This is a genomic window from Tenacibaculum sp. AWR4_210 (genome assembly GCF_056160945.1).
The window spans coordinates 35659-52840 of sequence record NZ_JBSWYF010000011.1 but is presented as its reverse complement, the minus strand read 5'-3'; the positions used below and the strand labels follow the sequence as shown (position 1 = coordinate 52840).

The 17182-nt window shown below is 40.2% G+C and carries 13 protein-coding genes and 1 tRNA gene; 6 read left to right on the top strand and 8 right to left on the bottom strand.

Annotation, left to right across the window (positions count from 1 at the left end):
* Positions 1 to 2: 2 nt before the first annotated feature.
* From ACXAG7_RS17375 to ACXAG7_RS17340, 8 genes are all read right to left on the bottom strand, one after another.
* Entirely contained in the window at positions 3 to 317 is a 315-nt protein-coding gene (locus tag ACXAG7_RS17375; RefSeq protein WP_408045175.1) for an FtsB family cell division protein, read from the bottom strand.
* A 2-nt stretch (positions 318 to 319) separates the two neighbouring features.
* The gene (gene udk, locus ACXAG7_RS17370) at positions 320 to 925 is read right to left on the bottom strand and encodes a uridine kinase (protein WP_476667656.1); all 606 of its coding nucleotides are present in this window, start codon (positions 923 to 925) and stop codon (positions 320 to 322) included.
* Positions 926 to 1024: 99 nt separating this feature from the next.
* Positions 1025 to 1098: transfer RNA gene (locus ACXAG7_RS17365), tRNA-Thr, on the bottom strand.
* 107 nt (positions 1099 to 1205) lie between these two features.
* Entirely contained in the window at positions 1206 to 1553 is a 348-nt protein-coding gene (locus ACXAG7_RS17360; RefSeq protein WP_476667609.1) for a hypothetical protein, read from the bottom strand.
* A gap of 4 nt (positions 1554 to 1557) precedes the next feature.
* Positions 1558 to 2643 (bottom strand): acyltransferase family protein, encoded by a 1086-nt coding sequence (locus ACXAG7_RS17355; protein WP_476667608.1) that lies wholly within the window; start codon positions 2641 to 2643, stop codon positions 1558 to 1560.
* 2 nt (positions 2644 to 2645) lie between these two features.
* Positions 2646 to 4457 (bottom strand): sodium:solute symporter family protein, encoded by a 1812-nt coding sequence (locus ACXAG7_RS17350; RefSeq protein WP_476667607.1) that lies wholly within the window; start codon positions 4455 to 4457, stop codon positions 2646 to 2648.
* A gap of 120 nt (positions 4458 to 4577) precedes the next feature.
* The gene (locus ACXAG7_RS17345) at positions 4578 to 5291 is read right to left on the bottom strand and encodes a LytR/AlgR family response regulator transcription factor (protein WP_408045170.1); all 714 of its coding nucleotides are present in this window, start codon (positions 5289 to 5291) and stop codon (positions 4578 to 4580) included.
* Positions 5288 to 6349 carry a sensor histidine kinase gene (locus tag ACXAG7_RS17340; protein WP_408045169.1) on the bottom strand — a complete coding sequence of 354 codons (1062 nt, stop codon included), beginning with the start codon at positions 6347 to 6349 and terminating at the stop codon, positions 5288 to 5290. Before ACXAG7_RS17340 ends, ACXAG7_RS17345 begins: the two co-directional genes overlap by 4 nt.
* 370 nt (positions 6350 to 6719) lie before the next feature.
* On the opposite strand from ACXAG7_RS17340, the gene ACXAG7_RS17335 reads away from it, so the two are divergent.
* From ACXAG7_RS17335 to ACXAG7_RS17310, 6 genes are all read left to right on the top strand, one after another.
* On the top strand, positions 6720 to 9803 hold the full coding sequence (locus ACXAG7_RS17335) for a SusC/RagA family TonB-linked outer membrane protein (RefSeq protein ID WP_476667606.1): 3084 nt from the start codon (positions 6720 to 6722) through the stop codon (positions 9801 to 9803).
* 4 nt (positions 9804 to 9807) lie between these two features.
* Entirely contained in the window at positions 9808 to 11400 is a 1593-nt protein-coding gene (locus ACXAG7_RS17330; RefSeq protein ID WP_476667605.1) for a SusD/RagB family nutrient-binding outer membrane lipoprotein, read from the top strand.
* A gap of 151 nt (positions 11401 to 11551) precedes the next feature.
* A complete protein-coding gene (gene nagB, locus ACXAG7_RS17325) occupies positions 11552 to 13468 on the top strand; it encodes a glucosamine-6-phosphate deaminase (protein WP_476667655.1) in 1917 nt (638 codons plus the stop codon).
* A gap of 62 nt (positions 13469 to 13530) precedes the next feature.
* Positions 13531 to 15585 (top strand): beta-N-acetylhexosaminidase, encoded by a 2055-nt coding sequence (locus ACXAG7_RS17320; RefSeq protein ID WP_476667604.1) that lies wholly within the window; start codon positions 13531 to 13533, stop codon positions 15583 to 15585.
* A 123-nt stretch (positions 15586 to 15708) separates the two neighbouring features.
* Positions 15709 to 16479 (top strand): N-acetylglucosamine kinase, encoded by a 771-nt coding sequence (locus ACXAG7_RS17315; RefSeq protein WP_476667603.1) that lies wholly within the window; start codon positions 15709 to 15711, stop codon positions 16477 to 16479.
* Between the two features lie 69 nt (positions 16480 to 16548).
* Entirely contained in the window at positions 16549 to 16986 is a 438-nt protein-coding gene (locus tag ACXAG7_RS17310; RefSeq protein ID WP_408045164.1) for an RrF2 family transcriptional regulator, read from the top strand.
* The last annotated feature ends 196 nt before the right edge of the window (positions 16987 to 17182 follow it).

Below are 17182 nucleotides of genomic sequence, written 5' to 3'. Positions count from 1 at the left end.
TATTACTTTAGGGTGTCAAATTCTATAATATAGATGTCTTCGTTTTTCTTTTTCATCAAGTACTTTTCCCGCGCATAGCGTTCTAGTTCCTTGCTGTTTTCCAATTTTTTGATCGTTTCCTTGTCTTTTTCTATGATTTTTTTGTGGATGTCAATCCAAGTTTCTAGTTCTTCAATCTCCTTGTTGAACTCCTTGTGTGTAAGGTAAGAATTTCTGTCGAGGAATACCATCCATATAACAAACACCCCTAAAATTAATAGGTATCGATTGGCGAAAATTCCAACGTATTTTTTCTTTTTTGGTGTTTGTTTTTCCATGACTATAAGCGATCGTTAATTACTGTTCTCACAATATCGATGGCTACTTTGTTGTGTCCTCCACCTGGAATAATAATGTCCGCGTAATTTTTAGTAGGTTCGATAAATTGCTGATGCATCGGTTTCAGTGTGTCTTGGTACCTGCTCAGTACTTCATTAACATCTCTTCCGCGTTCTTTAATATCTCTGCGAACTCTTCTGATAAGGCGCTCGTCAGCATCGGCGTGTACAAATACTTTGATGTCGCATAAGTCGCGAAGTTCTTTGCTGTTAAAAATGAGAATACCTTCGACAATAATCACTTTTCTCGGGTGTGTTTTAATGGTGTCTTTGGTACGGTTGTGCGCGACAAAAGAGTAGATCGGTTGTTCAATGATCTCTCCGTTTTTTAAGCCTTTCAGGTGATTTACTAATAAGTCAAAATCGATGGCTCTCGGATGGTCAAAGTTGATTTTAGTGCGTTCTTCGTAAGTTAGGTTATCAGTTTCTTTGTAGTAAGAGTCTTGAGAGATAACACAAACTTCATCTGCCGGGAGTTCGTTGATGATTTGGTTTACCACGGTGGTTTTTCCACTTCCCGTTCCTCCTGCAATGCCGATTACAAAAATATTCTTCATTTAATTTCTTGTGATATTGAGTTAACAAATTTATAGAAAAAATAGTGCATAAAAAAAGTGCTAACATTTCTGTTAGCACTTTTTGTTTTGAGCCGATAGAGGGACTCGAACCCACGACCTGCTGATTACAAATCAGCTGCTCTAGCCAGCTGAGCTATATCGGCGTCTGCCTTAAAAGCGTGGCAAAGATATGAGCTTTTTGCGTACTGGAAAAATTTTTTTCACACTTTTTTTTGTGTTTTTTAAGGTGGTTTGTTTTGTTGTCACGTTATCAGAATGTTATGGTTTTATTTTTTTTTGAGTTTTTTAAGAGTGAAAAGAGTTCTCTTAAGAAAAATTGTCCTTTTTCACTGGTTTTACTTTTTATAAGTACTACGACCATCCCATTAGTGAAAGGTGAAATTTCGATGATTCCGTTAGGAAAATAAATATAATGATATTCGTTTTGGGAGTCTTTTAAGAACAGGTCAAATACACCATAGGTCCAGTTAATGAAGGTATGGTACGCTTCTAAGGACAGGTTTGATTGGTATTGAAAACAATAATAGGGTGGAGCCTGAAAAAAACGGGTGTCTTTTTCGAGGTTGGAGGCAGCGGGAGAAGTACATAAAGATATCATGCTGTTAAACTTTAAAGTAAAGGTTTTTTCTACGTAAGTAATAGCTTACGAATACATAAAAACTCACCACTACAAGAGCGTAAATCAAAGAGAGCAATTTGGTATCGGTAGAAACAGTGAGTAGTTGCTTAAATAAAAAGCTATGAAGATTTTCATTCGAGTTGACTTTAATGAGATAGAAACTTTTGGAAAGGAGCATGGAGAGTACATAAATACCGATGGCATTTTTGCTAACGGCAGTCAATATCGATGGAAAAGCAATGTTTTTAATGTCGTTGAGGTAGTAGAAAAGGCTGAATACTAACAACGCCCAACCACTGGTAACGAATGTAAAACTCGCTGTCCATAAACTTTTGTTGATGGGATAATACGGATCAAGTAAGTGACCTAAAAGAATTAATCCGATTCCAGCTAAAAGTAAGATTCGTAATTTTTGTTGTTTTGCACGGTGTATCAGTTTTCCTGTTAAAATGCCAAACAAACAGGTGGCAATTGCTGAAAGGGTGCCCAATATCCCCTCTGGGTCAAAATTTTTTTGCCAAAGATGCGACCCGAAAACGGCCTGGTCAATAAGGTTATTCCAGTTGTTGTTTGTATTCTCAAGCGTTGGCGCCAATCCGTTGGGTAAGTTAACTTGCGTGAGTAGGCAATAATGCACGAGTAATACCCCCATGGCAGTACCGAGCAAGGTCAGTGAATTTGCGTTTAAAAATAATAGTGCCCCGATACAAAACACGACACCAATTCGTTGCAATACTCCTGGAATGCGAACCGTATCTAAGTCTTGGAAAAAAGGGAAATACGGAGTAAAGAGGTTGATCAAGAGTCCGAGCCCTATGAGTTTGGCACTGCGCAGTAGTATTTTTTTATAGGTTTGTTGGGTGATGACCTTGTCAGTATAGGCAAGACTAATAGCAATGCCTACAACAAACAAGAAAAAAGGAAAGATTAAGTCTGTTGGGCTGAGACCATTCCAGGGTTTGTGTAGGAGTGGGGAGTAGACATCGTTCCAAGAACCGGGGTTGTTAACCAGTATCATGGCAATAATTGTAAGTCCTCTCAAGTTGTCAACAGACGCTAATCGTTTCATGTTTACAAAATGGTTTTACTGATTTTTTTCCAAACACTCGTCAATAACCACCCCGAAATAACAGCGCCTCCAGTAAGTAATGAGGCGAGGCCATAATTGCCATAAAGCCAATTTCCTGTGGCGAACATGCAAAAATAGATTACGGCAATACCGAGTAACATTGCTAATATCCCCTGAGGTAGAGAGGTGCCCTTTTCAGTGACGATGTTGATATTCTCTTCTTGTGCTTGGGTTAGTATCGGAGACCAACCTCTTTTACCAGGTTGAATTCTTTGATAGAAAGCATACAGGGTTTCTTTGGATTCTGGTTGGGTTAAGAAAGTAACAACGATCCATGCGATGGTCGTGATTAAAACGATCAAGGGAAATTTCATCCACCCCGGGAAAATACCCGTTTCTGGTTGGAACAAAAGCGTTCCTACAGAAGTGAAATTGATAAGTAACGAAATGATTCCGGATACAAACATTGCTGAAATTTCACTCCATGCATTGATACGCCACCAAAACCAACGCAAAATAAAAATGAGTCCAGTACCCGCTCCAAACATCAAAATAATATTGAATAGCTGAATAGCATTCTGGAGTTTTAGAGCAAAATAAGCGCTAAAAATCATTAAGATTACGGTAGAAATTCGTCCAACACCTACCAGCTTTTTTTCATTGGCCTCTGGGTTGAGGTAGCGTTTGTATAAATCGTTTACAATGTATGAGGCTCCCCAATTAAGGTGGGTAGAAATGGTACTCATATAAGCGGCTACAAGTGACGCTAAAACAATTCCCAACAATCCACTAGGGAGTTTTGTTAGCATTGCTGAATATGCGGAGTCATGTCCGAGTTTATCTGGAGATACGTTCGGGAAAGCTTCCTGAATACTCGCTAAGTCTGGATATACGATAAGAGAAGCCAAAGCAACTAAAATCCAAGGCCACGGACGTAAAGCGTAGTGCATGATGTTGAAAAAGAAGGTAGCGCCGATGGCGTGATTTTCATCTTTAGCGGCTAGCATACGCTGGGCAATATACCCACCACCTCCAGGTTCGGCACCTGGGTACCAGGCACTCCACCACTGAACGGCAAAAGGAATAATTAAGAGACTTATAAGTGCTTCAGTATCGCTAAAGTCGGGTAAGATGGCCAGTTTGTCAACTATGGCTTCATGGTTAACCAAACGCTCTAGGCCTCCAACTTCTGGTAAATTTACGAGGTACCAGGCAGCACCGATGGCACCTGCCATAGCGACAAAAAAGAGGAGGAAGTCTGTGTATACAACACCTTTAAAACCTCCAATAGCACTGAATAATACTGTGATTGTTCCGGCGTATATGATGGTTTCTTCAGGGGTGAGTCCTAGCATGATTTCTCCAATTTTTATGGCGGCCAGTGTCACTGCAGCCATTGCCATAATATTGAATACGATTCCTAAATAAACGGCTCTGAGTTGTCTTAGAAAACGTGCAGGTTTGCCTCCGTAACGGAGTTCGTAAAATTCAATATCTGTGGTGACATTTGACTTGCGCCAGAGTTTTGCATACACAAAAACCGTGAGCAGGCCAGTTACTAAAAAAGCCCACCATACCCAGTTACCAGCAACTCCGTTGTTGCGGACTATATCTGTTACGAGGTTTGGCGTGTCTGTTGAAAATGTCGTAGCTACCATGGAGAGTCCTAACAACCACCAGGGCATGTTACGTCCGGATAAAAAATACTCATTCGAGTTTTTTCCTGACTGTTTTGAAACGATGATTCCAATGGCTAAGACAATAGCAAAGAAACAGGCTATGATACAGTAGTCTAGGGTAGTTAAGTTAATCATTAATTGATTTTTTAGAATTGAAAACTAGGAATCTTATAGAAAGACCGGAAAAAAAATCTACCAACGACATTGTTTGTTTGCTAAACAAACCTAAAATCAAGTCAGTAGCGGTATTTCTGGTTAAAGATTTTGATTTTTTAAAATTATTTGCTTGGTTATATTTAGGTACTTTCTTCCAATAGGGATGCGCTTGTCTTGGATTTCTAATGAATTGCCTTCAATAGAATTGACTTTGTCAATGGCAATGGTATACGATCTATGTGTTCGTAAAAAGTTAGTACTCGGGAGTTCTTCGGTGATGCTCGTGAGAGATTTGTGAACTATGTAATTTCCTTGACGAGTACATACTTTGATGTAGTCTTTAAGACTTTCTATATAAAGTATATCCTCAAACTTAACCTTGACGAGTTTCTTATCGACCTTTAAAAAGATATAGGAACCTTCGGTTGGTGTTGCGTTTGGGTGCGGGTGTTTGAGGTGTAATTGCTGAGTGAGCTTATTAATTGATTTTAGAAATCTTGGAAAAGGGATGGGTTTGACCAAGTAATCCAATACGTCTAGGTCATAGCTCTCTGCTGCGAATTCGCGGTAGGCTGTGGTGATTATGACCTGCGGTTTAACAGGAATGTTTTTTAGAAAATCCAATCCATTCATTTTAGGTGTGTTGATATCTAGGAACAGAACATCGATGTTCTCCTGCTCCAAGGTTTGAATGGCTTCTAATGGATTGTTAAACGTGTCAATCACCGCAATGTTAGGGAATTCGTTGAGGTGATTTTGGATAACCTTGATTGCCAAGGGCTCATCATCTATGATAATACATTGTATTTTCACTTTGTGTCGTTTAGGGTTAGTGGTAGTTTTAATGATACTTCGAACGAGTTAGTACTGCTGTTTATCGTGAGTGTATGCTCGTTTCCGTATAGCAAATCTAGTCTTCGTTGTGTATTGTTATTGCCTATTCCAGCTGTACTGCTGTGATCAGAAGGATGAAGCGAGTTTGTTATTCGGAAGACTAGTTGTTTTTCGGATGTTTTTTCGAAACTAATATAGATATAAAAATCGTCACTGTATTTATTTCCGTGTTTAAAACTATTTTCTAAATACGGTAAGAAAATCATTGGAGGAACTTCTACACCTGTAACGTCTCCGTCTATGCTACACTCAATGGTGGCATTTTCATGACAGCGAAATCGTTCCAAGTCTATATAGTTTTGAAGGTATTCAATTTCTTTTAGTAAGGGAACTTTCGGAGCGGCAATGTCGTAAATGACGTATTGCATGATGTCGGATAATTTTAAGACCACCGAAGGCGCTTGATTCGATTTTTCTAGGGTTAAGGCGTAGAGGTTGTTAAGCGTGTTGAAAAAGAAATGCGGTTGGATCTGTGCTTTTAAAAAGTTTAATTCGCTTTTTAGCTGTTCTTTCTTCAAGTTCTCTATACGTTGACGCTGCTGAACCCAATCAATGGTGAGCTTGATGGCTGTGGCTACAGCCAAAACATAAAATTCACCGAGGGTTACTGCAATAATATGATTCAGACTAAAAGCTTCCTGTCCTGCTGCGGCTTCTGGCCAAATGTTTTTGGTGACCAATAAATAGGTAAGGGCCGTTCGCACTATGTACAGTGCTGTTAGGGAACCAACAATGGATACAATATAACGCTTGTACTTTTTTTGTATTAGAAATTTAGGAATAAAATAGTACAGGTTGGCATAGACCAAGAGGATGTGTAAGGGGAATTCTACGAGGTTAGACTTTAACGAATACCAATAGTCGTCAAAGTAACTTCCCCAACGAAGGACGTTAAAGCTAAAATATCCCAACCAAAATACGATGTGATATTTTCTGGGTATGGTTCGCGTATTATGCGTCGTTTTCTTCTGATTCAAGGTGAACTGTGTGTTGTTTGTTGCGTGTAATTTATAATGTTTTTTCTTTCAAAGCAAAAACCACTGCTCGTTGAAATGGACCTCCGAGGTAATTCAGCTATGCTGGGGTGTTGTTAGTTGTGTTTTGAGAGTCATTGGTAGATTTAATTTTTTTGTGAGAAAAGGAAACACCAATCCGCTTTCATCCGTATTTGCCCGTTTTTCATCAAAAAAAATAGATAAAAGTAAAGGAATTGTTGTTTTGGTATGACAGAAAGTTAAGTCTTTAAAATTGAGTTATTCATGTGTTGTTTTGTGTTGTTTGTATATAATTTTTTTTTAGGATTTTTAATAGTCGCTAACTTTAAACAAACAATTAATTAACTTATTCATGAAAAATAATAAACTGTTACTACTGTTATTCTGTGTCCTGTGGTTTGCACAATTCGCAGTTGCTCAAGAGAGAACTGTGTCCGGAACGGTAGTCGCTAAATCAGATGGGGAACCACTTCCAGGGGTGGGAGTAATAATCAAAGGAACCTTAAAGGGAGTCGAAACCGATTTCGACGGTAAGTTTCAAATTCAAGCACCAGTAGGCGCTGTTTTGGAGTTTAGTTTCGTCGGTATGAAAACCCAATCTATTGTATTGGGGACAAGTACGCAAATAAAGATAGTACTGGAAGAAGCTAATGTGTTGGACGAAGTCGTGGTTACTGCTTTGGGGATCAAAAAAGAGAAGAAAGCACTGACCTATTCTGCTCAGGAAGTAAATGGGGAAGAATTGACTAAGGTAAAACAGACCAATCCACTAAACAGTCTTTCTGGAAAGTCTGCCGGAATCAATGTGACCAGAAGTTCGTCAGGACTTGGTGGTGCTGCTAAGGTAATACTTAGGGGAAATTCATCTACCTCAAACAACGATCCTCTGTACGTAATTGACGGAGTACCGATGTTGAATAGTGGAAATGGCTCAAATGGTTCTGAGCCGGGAACGGATATTTTCGGTAGTCAAACAGGAAACAGAGATGGGGGTGATGCGATGTCGCTTTTAAACCCTGATGATATAGCCTCAATTACGGTTCTTAAAGGAGCTTCAGCCTCTGCTTTGTACGGAAGCCAAGGGGCGAATGGTGTTATTTTAGTAACGACTAAAAAAGGGAAAGAAGGACGTTTATCGGTCAATGTATCTTCGAGTTTTACTGTTGATCAGGTTATGTCACTTCCCAAGTTACAATCGGAATACCAATCGGCATCTGTAGGAAATCCAATTGCTGAAAATGGTAGGGTAAGCGACCCAAAGTCATGGGGAGCTAAGGCTTCTGGGTTGTCTAATAATCCAAAAGACTTTTTTAACTCTGGGTATACAGCTATTAATTCGGTGGCCTTAACTTCAGGAACCTCAAAGGTGCAAACCTATTTTTCTTTTGCCAATACCTTGGCAGAAGGGGTGATTCCTCAAAACAAATTGGTCAGAAATAATGTGACACTTCGCGAAAACGCAAGTTTTTTAAATGATAAAATAAAAGTATCCGCCAGTGTTAATTTATCTGATCAACGCATTTGGAACAGACCCACCAACGGATTGTATGCAAATCCGCTGACAGGGATGTATTTACATCCAGTAGGGATCGATAGAACCACCTATAAAGAGAAGTTTGAGTACTTTAATCAAACATTGAACATGATGGATCAATACGCGACGTCTTTTGATGAAAATATTCAGCAGAACCCGTATTGGCTAATATACCGAAACCCGAGTAAAGATGTAGCACAACGCGTATTGGCAAACCTTTCGCTAAACTATCAAATTAACGATGCCTTGTCATTGCAAACACGTGGTAGTTTTGATAAGTCCTTTTTTACTTACGACAAACGACAATACGCAGGTACAGACCCTGTAAATTCAGGAAGTAATGGACGTTATATACTTGAGAAAACAGAAAATACGCAGCAGTATATCGATTTGATAGCCAATTATACGCGAGACTTTTCAGAGAAAGTATCCTTTACCGGGATTTTAGGGACGAGTTTGACAAAATACAGTATTGGTGACCAATTATTTTTAGACTCAGGAAGAGATGGAAAAGGGTTGATTTACCCGAATGTATTTACGTTAGCGAATTTTGAAACGACGAATAATATTCGACAAACAGTAGGAAATCGCGAAGTGCAATCGGTTTTTGGCTCTATGAATATAGGGTATGACAATATGTTGTTTTTGGATCTAACCGGAAGAGCAGATTGGTCGTCTACTTTAGTGAATACCAATTCTACTTCTTTTTTCTATCCGTCGGTAGGGTTAACAGGAGTGCTTTCAGAAATGTTTGAACTGCCAGAGGCAGTGAATTTTGCAAAGCTGCGTTTGTCATATGCTGAGGTAGGAAAAGACATCCCTGTATATGCTACCATTCCTCTAAACAGAATAAATCCGACCAATACAGGAATTAGCACGGTTCCTTTCGCTCCTATAGCGGGTGAAACCTTAGAGCCTGAACGTCAAAAGTCTTTCGAAGTAGGAACGGAATGGCGTTTGTTTGGCAATCGCTTAGGGCTAGAGTTTACCTATTACCATACAAAAACACTCAATCAAATTTTCTTTATTCAAGCAGCGCCAAATCCTAATGGATATTCACAAAATATCGTAAACGCAGGAGAAATAACCAACAGCGGAATTGAGGTGGTATTGAATGGGAAGCCTGTGCGAAACGATAATTTTACTTGGGATTCAACAGTGAATTTTGCACGTAATAAAAACCGTGTAGTATCAGTTCATCCATCGCTACAAAACGGCGAAGCTATTATTACAGCACGCGGTGTAAATGGGTATGAGTACGCCTTGGTAGAGGGAGAGGATTTCGGAAGTATCAAAGCCCGATCACTAGTTCGAGATGCCAATGGTACACCTGTGATTAATACTTCAGGAGCACTCAAATCTACTGATTTTAAAACGGTGGCTAATGCCTTGCCTGATTTTACGTTAGGGTGGAATAATAGCTTTACGTTTAAAGATGTTACAGTGAGTTTCTTGATCGATGGAAAATTTGGAGGAGAGGTCGTTAGTGTTACCGAAGCAGTGAATGACAAATACGGAGTATCACAGGCAACTGCAGATGCTCGAAATAGAAATGGAGGAATGATTGATGTTGTCAATGAAAGTGGCGTGAGCTCTCAAATTACAGCACAGAGTTACTACAATGCGATTGGTGGACGTGATGGAATGTTAGGAGAATACGTGTACGATGCGACAAATGTTTCCTTGAGAGAATTGGCGATTGGGTATAAGCTGCCCATAGCGTCTGATTTTTTTAGGAGTATCAAATTGTCACTCATTGCCAACAACTTGTTTTTCTTGTACAAAGAAGCACCTTTCGATCCGAATATTGCGGCAAGTACAGGACTTGGACTACAGGGCGTAGATATTTATAACCAACCGACAACGCGTAGTTTCGGTATTAATGTCAACCTTAACTTTTAAAGAAATGAAAATAGTAATAAGAAGTATATCAGCAGTTTTTGTGGCCGTTTTTTTAAATGCTTGTACGGAGGATTTTAAAAATATCAATACGGATCCGCACGGAATATCCCAAGGGAGTTTAACACAACAAAATAATCATATCGGGTCTCGGTTTTCTCCGATGTTCGCGAATATTATCAGAGCAGAGCCTGCTTGGAACTATCAGTTGCAGCAGAATTTAAATGCAGATGTGTTTTCGGGATATATGACCGCACCTACGCCATTCGCAGGAAATATTAATAACCAAACCTATAGTTTAATAGACGGGTGGAACAATTTTATTTGGAACGATGCCTATGATGCGAACAATGGAAATGGGGTGATGCCTTATGCGAGGGAAATTAAAGATCAGGTAACCCTGTCTAATTCTCAAGGAGGAGAGAAATTCATTTTCTTGGCCAATATTATTAAAGTTATGGCAATGCATCGCGTGTCCGATGTGTTTGGCCCTATACGTTACACGAAATACAACGATTACAGTTCTTCTGGGCAATACGACTCGCAAGAAACAGTATATCGTGCATTTTTTGCAGACTTAGACGAGGCAATTCAAGGCTTACAGCAATACGAAGGCGATCAGCAATTTGTGCCTTTTGACGAGTCTAATTTAGGAGGAAATATCGCTGGGTGGCGCGCTTTTGCGAATACTGTGCGTCTGCGTTTAGCAATCAGAGTGTCAAAGGTGGCTCCCGTGCTAGCGAAGACAGAAGGAGAAAAGGCACTGGCTAGCGCAACCGGATTTATAACCGATGATATTACCGTTGACATGGGAGGGTTTCCACATCCGTTGGCCACTATAAGTGGTACCTGGGGTGACGTGTGTATGAGTGCTGAAATGGAGTCTATTTTAGAAGGATTTAAAGACGGGAGAATAGCTAAGTATTTTGCAGCACCAGCCGATGCGAGTTTGGGGAGTTATAAAGGCGTACGTCAAGGTATTGCCATTACAGCTAAATCGGAATACGGAAGTCACTCTTTACTTGGAGAAACTGTTATGAATGCCACGAGAAAAACGTGGTTTACCAAAGCGGAGGTGTATTTTTTAAAGGCCGAAGCAGCACTCAGAGGGTGGACAGGAGCAGGAGATGCCAAGATTCATTACGAAAACGGAGTAAAAGCTTCTTTTCAACAACACGCAGTTGCTGGGGTTGATGCCTATTTGGCGGACGGGGTAAGTACACCTAATGCTTTTGTTGATGCCAAAAATGCAGCGAATAATAGCGCTTACGGAAGCAATGTGACGATTGCGTATAAGGCCTCAGGGACACGCGAAGAGCAATTAGAACAAATCATAACTCAAAAATGGATTGCGATGTATCCGGATGGTCAAGAAGCTTGGAGTGAGTTTCGAAGAACGGGGTATCCCAGATTGTATCCTGTAGTCATCAACAATAGCGGTGGAGCTATCGATACCAATATTCAAATCAGACGAATCAATTTTGTTGCCAGCGAACGCAATACCAACGCAGCAAATGTAACCACTGCGGTCAGTTTCTTAAAAGGACCAGACACGGGAGGAACCCGTTTGTGGTGGGATACTGGCGCAGCCAACTTTTAAGCATTTATTTTCCATGACAACTGGGGAAGTTGAAAAATTTCCTCGGTTGTTTTTTGTAGTTGTTTTGAGGTTCTTAGTCGAAAAAAATAGCGAAGCCCTCGCTTGCAAAGTACCTTTATAAAAGTTCTAATTAAAGCCATATTCTATGACAATGCTACAATATAAAGAAATTGAATACAAGCCAGCAGGTCAGTTTGAAGAGACCCGCTGTGAAAAAATACACAATGTAATTTTTAATAGTTCTTTGGATGCCTCTAAGGTAGTTGCGGCAGAAATCGCGCAGTTAATCAAAGAAAAAGCACAGCAAAATACGACCTGTGTTTTAGGCTTAGCTACCGGATCATCACCGATTAAGGTATATGAAGAACTCGTGAGGTTGCACCGAGAAGAAGGACTGAGTTTTTCGAATGTTATTACGTTTAACTTGGATGAATACTGGCCGATGCAGCCCGATGATTTACAGAGCTACAACCATTTTATGCATGAACATTTGTTTCACCATGTAGATATACTTCCAGAGAATATTCACATTCCTGACGGAACCATTGCTCCTGAAGAAGTATACCAGTATTGTGTTGATTACGAATTGAAAATAAAAGAGGTAGGTGGTTTGGATTTTCAATTATTAGGGATTGGAAGAACGGGACACATTGGGTTTAATGAACCCGGATCACATATTAATTCAAGTACGCGAAGTATTACCTTAGATCACCTGACTAGGGAAGATGCTGCACCGAGTTTTTTAGGTTTGGAAAACGTTCCTAAAAAAGCGATAACCATGGGAATCAGTACGATTAGAAAGGCAAAGCGTATTGTGTTGCTGGCATGGGGAATCAGCAAAGCTGAAATTGTACAGGAAACCATAGAAGGTGGGGTGAGTTCACAAGTTCCTGCTACGTATTTGCAAGAGCATGAGAACACTACGTTTGTACTCGATAGAGAAGCCTCAGACGCTTTGACTCGGATAAAAACTCCTTGGCTGGTCCGCGCTTGTGTATGGACCGATGAATTAAAGAAAAAAGCTATTTTTTGGTTGAGTGAACAGCTAAAGAAGCCCATTTTGAAGCTCACGGACAAAGAGTATAACGAGTACGGCATGGGAAGTTTATTGGTCGAAGAAGGAAGTGCCTATGAGCTGAATATAAAGATGTTTAATGCTTTACAGCATACCATTACTGGATGGCCTGGAGGGAAACCCAATGCAGATGATAGTACCAGACCCGAACGAAGCACACCTGAGCGTAAACGCGTTATTATTTTTAGTCCTCATCCCGATGACGATGTGATTTCTATGGGAGGAACTTTTAATAGATTGGTGGAGCAAGGTCATGAAGTACATATTGCCTATCAAACTTCAGGAAATATAGCCGTGTCTGACCAAGATGCTCTGCGTTTTGCTGAAGTCGCCTTGTCTTTGAATCCAGAGGCACAGAATATCAAAGAAGTGATCCAGACCTTGGTAAGCAAAGGGACTAACGAATTAGATACCCTGGCTGTTCGCAAGTTAAAAGGAGAGATTCGAAAAGCAGAATCTCTAGGAGCTACCCGTTATTTTGAAGTACCAGACGCTAAAGTACACTTTTTGAATTTGCCTTTTTATGAAACCGGAAAGGTTAAAAAAGACAATCTAAGTGAGCGCGATGTACAGATAATGAAAGACCTAATCGAATCAGTACAACCACATCAAATATACGCAGCTGGTGATTTGGCTGATCCACACGGAACACACAAAGTTTGTTTGGATGCTGTTTTCGAAGCGGTTGGGGCTTTAAAGCGGGCTCCATTTATGAAGGATTGTTGGGTTTGGCTCTACCGCGGAGCTTGGTTTGAATGGCAACCGCACGAGATAGATATGGCAGTACCCATGAGTCCAGATCAAGTAGTTAAAAAGAGAAAAGCAATTTTTTATCATCAATCCCAAAAAGACAACGTGATGTTTCAAGGTAATGACGCACGTGAATTTTGGGTAAGAGCAGAGGACCGAAATAGGTTAACTGCTGAAAAATACAGAGCCTTGGGGATGGCGGAATACGCTGCAATAGAGGCCTTCAAGCGTTATTATTTTTAGCGCTGTGAACGCGGAGCTTGCAGGCAATTTCCACTGAGGGATAATTTAAGTATCATAACAAAATGAAAAGAACCATACATCTGCTAGTAGCACTGCTCTTATGTGGTCAGTGTTTACTAGCACAGGAATATACGTCTCGTACATTGTCGTTAATGCCTTGGCCACAAGAGGTGCGCAAAGCACCAGGGAAATTGGTAATTGACAGCAGTTTCTCGGTAAGCGTGTCGAGCAAAAAGGGTAGAGTGTATCAAAAAGCGGTCAATCTGATTCGCAGCATCACCGATAGAACAGGAGTGTTTGTCAACCGAGGTTTTCCTCGTATTCAGCAATCATCAACGGTAACGATACAATTTGATGAGGTAGCAGTCTTGGGGGAAAAAATAGATGAATCTTACGAATTATCTGTCAGTACCGCTGGGGCGATTATTAAGGCAAAAACAGATGTGGGAGCACTCCACGGAATGGAAACCTTATTGCAATTACTTCAGTTTGATGAACACTCATTTTATATTCCAGGGATTCGTATTAAGGATGCGCCTAGGTTTGCCTGGCGTGGATTAATGATTGATGTTGCTCGTCATTTTCAACCGATGGCTGTTTTGAAGAGGAATTTAAGAGCAATGGCCGCATTAAAAATGAATGTTTTTCACTGGCATTTGTCCGATGATCAGGGATTTCGCGTAGCTTCAAAAGTATTCCCTAAATTACAAGAGCTCGCTTCAGATGGTCAGTATTACACCCAACGAGAAGTGAAAGAACTCGTTGCTTATGCAGGGAGTTTAGGAATTCGCGTAGTCCCAGAAATTGATGTCCCAGGGCATGCAACAGCCATCCTGACAGCGTATCCGGAATACGGTAGTAAAAAAGGAGAATCGTATACCATAGAACGATATGCGGGTGTCTTTGATCCTACCTTAAACCCAGCGAATCCAGAGGTCTATTCTTTTTTAGCGACCCTATTTAAAGAAGTGAGTAGTCTTTTCCCTGATCCTTATTTTCATATCGGAGGCGATGAGAATGAAGGAAAACACTGGGATCAAAATGTGGAAATTCAACAACTCAAAAAGAAACATGGCTGGACTACGAATCACGAGGTACAAACGTATTTTAATATACAGTTAGAAGCTATCTTGAAATCCTATGGAAAAAAACTCATGGGGTGGGATGAAATCATGACCAAAGACATGCCTACTTCGGCTATCATACATTCGTGGAGAGGCCGTAATGAAGGGTTTCCAAACGGTACACTCATTGAAGCTGTAAAAAAAGGGTATCAGGTAGTATTGTCAAATGATTATTACATTGATAGAATGCAGTCTGTATTGCATCACCGAAAGTTTGATCCCTTGAAAAATGGCGCCCTAACCGCGGCACAGGAAGCGCTAGTGCTAGGAGGAGAAGTGACCATGTGGAGTGAGTTGGTAACCTCATTAACTATAGATTCTAGAATATGGCCAAGAACAGCTGGAATTGCAGAGTTGTTTTGGTCGAAAGCTGAGGTTGTAGATGATCCTAATTTTATAAGTCGCTTAAAAACGATGGATTTGTATTTAGACCAAATGGGGATTACTCATAGAAAAAACAAAGATCAAATTTTAAGGAATATCACCAAGTCAAGTAAAGTTGCAAGTGTTCAATTGTTAACGGAGTATTTCGAACCACTCAAAATTTACGAGCGGAATAAGGATGGAGTAGAGTACAAGTCCTTTTCGCCTTTTACCTTGTTTGCTGATGCTTGCACAGCCGATGCTTACGGAGCTTTGGAATTGAACACCTTGATTGACGAGTATTTGAAGTTTGGTAAAGAAAGAACTAAGAAAGAAATTATAGTGATACTGAAGCGTTGGCAACGGGGATATCAGGCATTCAATAGCTTAGCACCCAATCCGAACCTGGTATGTTTGACGGAACATTACAAAGCCATGGCGCTCATTGGGGAGCGTTTGGAAAAAGCCTTGTCCAATACAGTTGCTCTTCGCGATGATGTGGCATTGCGAACTGCCATAAAAAAATTGGAGACTCCCTTGGTAGATACGGAGTTTATGGTATTACCTAGCCTAAAACAGTTGTTTGGACACTTGGGAGTAGCGCTAGCCGAAGGAGGAAAAAAATCGTAAATAATTTAGACGATGATTTTAATAGCTGATAGCGGATCGACAAAGTGTGATTGGGTCCTTCTAACAAAAAATAACTCGGGAAGGAGACGCTCTTTTCGTACTGTGGGCTTGAATCCATCTACCATGAAAAAGAGTGAAATGTTTGCGGTTTTGAATTGTAGTGAATATGTCTTAGAGTGTAAAGAGCGCGTTAAGGCAATTTACTTCTTTGGAGCAGGATGCAACAACGCAAAGGCGGTTGCCGTATTGAATTCTCTTTTTGCAGAGTTGTTTCCGATGATGGAAACCTGTGTTGTACAGGAAGATTTGATGATTGCCATTCACGCAACTTCTTCTTGTGCTGGCGTGGTGGGTATTTTAGGAACCGGTTCTAATTGCTGCTTTTTTAACGGACTCGACGTGGAGCACCGCGTACGAGCAATGGGGTATTTGCTGATGGATGAAGGAAGTGGAAATCACCTGGGAAAAGAACTGTTGAGAAGTTACTTTTACGGAAAACTCCCCACTGATTTAAAAATTGATTTTGAACGTGTGTACAGTTTGCAAGAGTCAGAACTGATAACCGGTTTGTACAGCGGAAATAGACCGAGTGCCTATTTGGCGAGTATTGGTCGATTTTTGATAGAGCATCTAGAGCATCCTTATGCCAAGCAATTGGTACAGCATTGTATGCGCGAATTTGTTGAAAATCAACTGTTAGTTTACAAAGAGGAATTGAAAGATCATCCTTTGTTTATCATCGGTTCTGTAGGCTACTATGCAAGAAAAGTTTTAAAAGAGTTACTCTTAGAAAAACGAATTCGAGTAAAGACGACCTTTATTCGAAGGCCACTCGATGTTTTTGTACAAGGGGTGCTAAACGATGTGACCTTACTCGACGCAATTGCATCCTGAGTTAATTTTTATAAAAGATGTTTTTGTCTTTTATGAAAAACAGCTACCTTTGTATCAGAATTAGAATGTATGTTTTCAAAATCTTGTGAATACGGATTACGAGCTGCCATATTTGTAGCAGAACAATCCACTTTGAATCTTAGAGTAGGTGTGAAGGCCATTGCTGAGGCAATCGGCTCTCCGGAGGCATTTACAGGAAAGATATTGCAAAATTTGACCAAAAACGGAATTATTACATCTATCAAAGGGCCCTATGGTGGATTTGTGATAGAGCCGTATCGGTTAAAAGAATTGCGATTAAGTGATATTGTTAAAGTACTTGATGGCGATGCTATTTATACAGGCTGTGGCCTCGGTTTGGCGCAGTGCAATGCTAAAAGTCCATGTCCGTTACATCACAAATTTGTAGCAATTAGAAATCAATTGAAGGAAATGTTGGAAGAAAATACCTTACATAGTATTCTCTATACCGACAAGGAGAAAAATTTTTTATGGCTGAAACGCTAAAAAAAATTTAAATTAATAAAAGACAAAAATATCCGTTATAAAATTTATTAGGTTCTTTTCTCACTATGCTTAGAGTATGCTGGGAGATGTGTAGTACATAGTCGTTTCGAAAGAATGAGTAGACTATTACTACTGCTTTTTCTCGTTTAACGAGAGGTAAGTACTTAGGAGGATAGTGGAGCGGTCGAAAATTTTA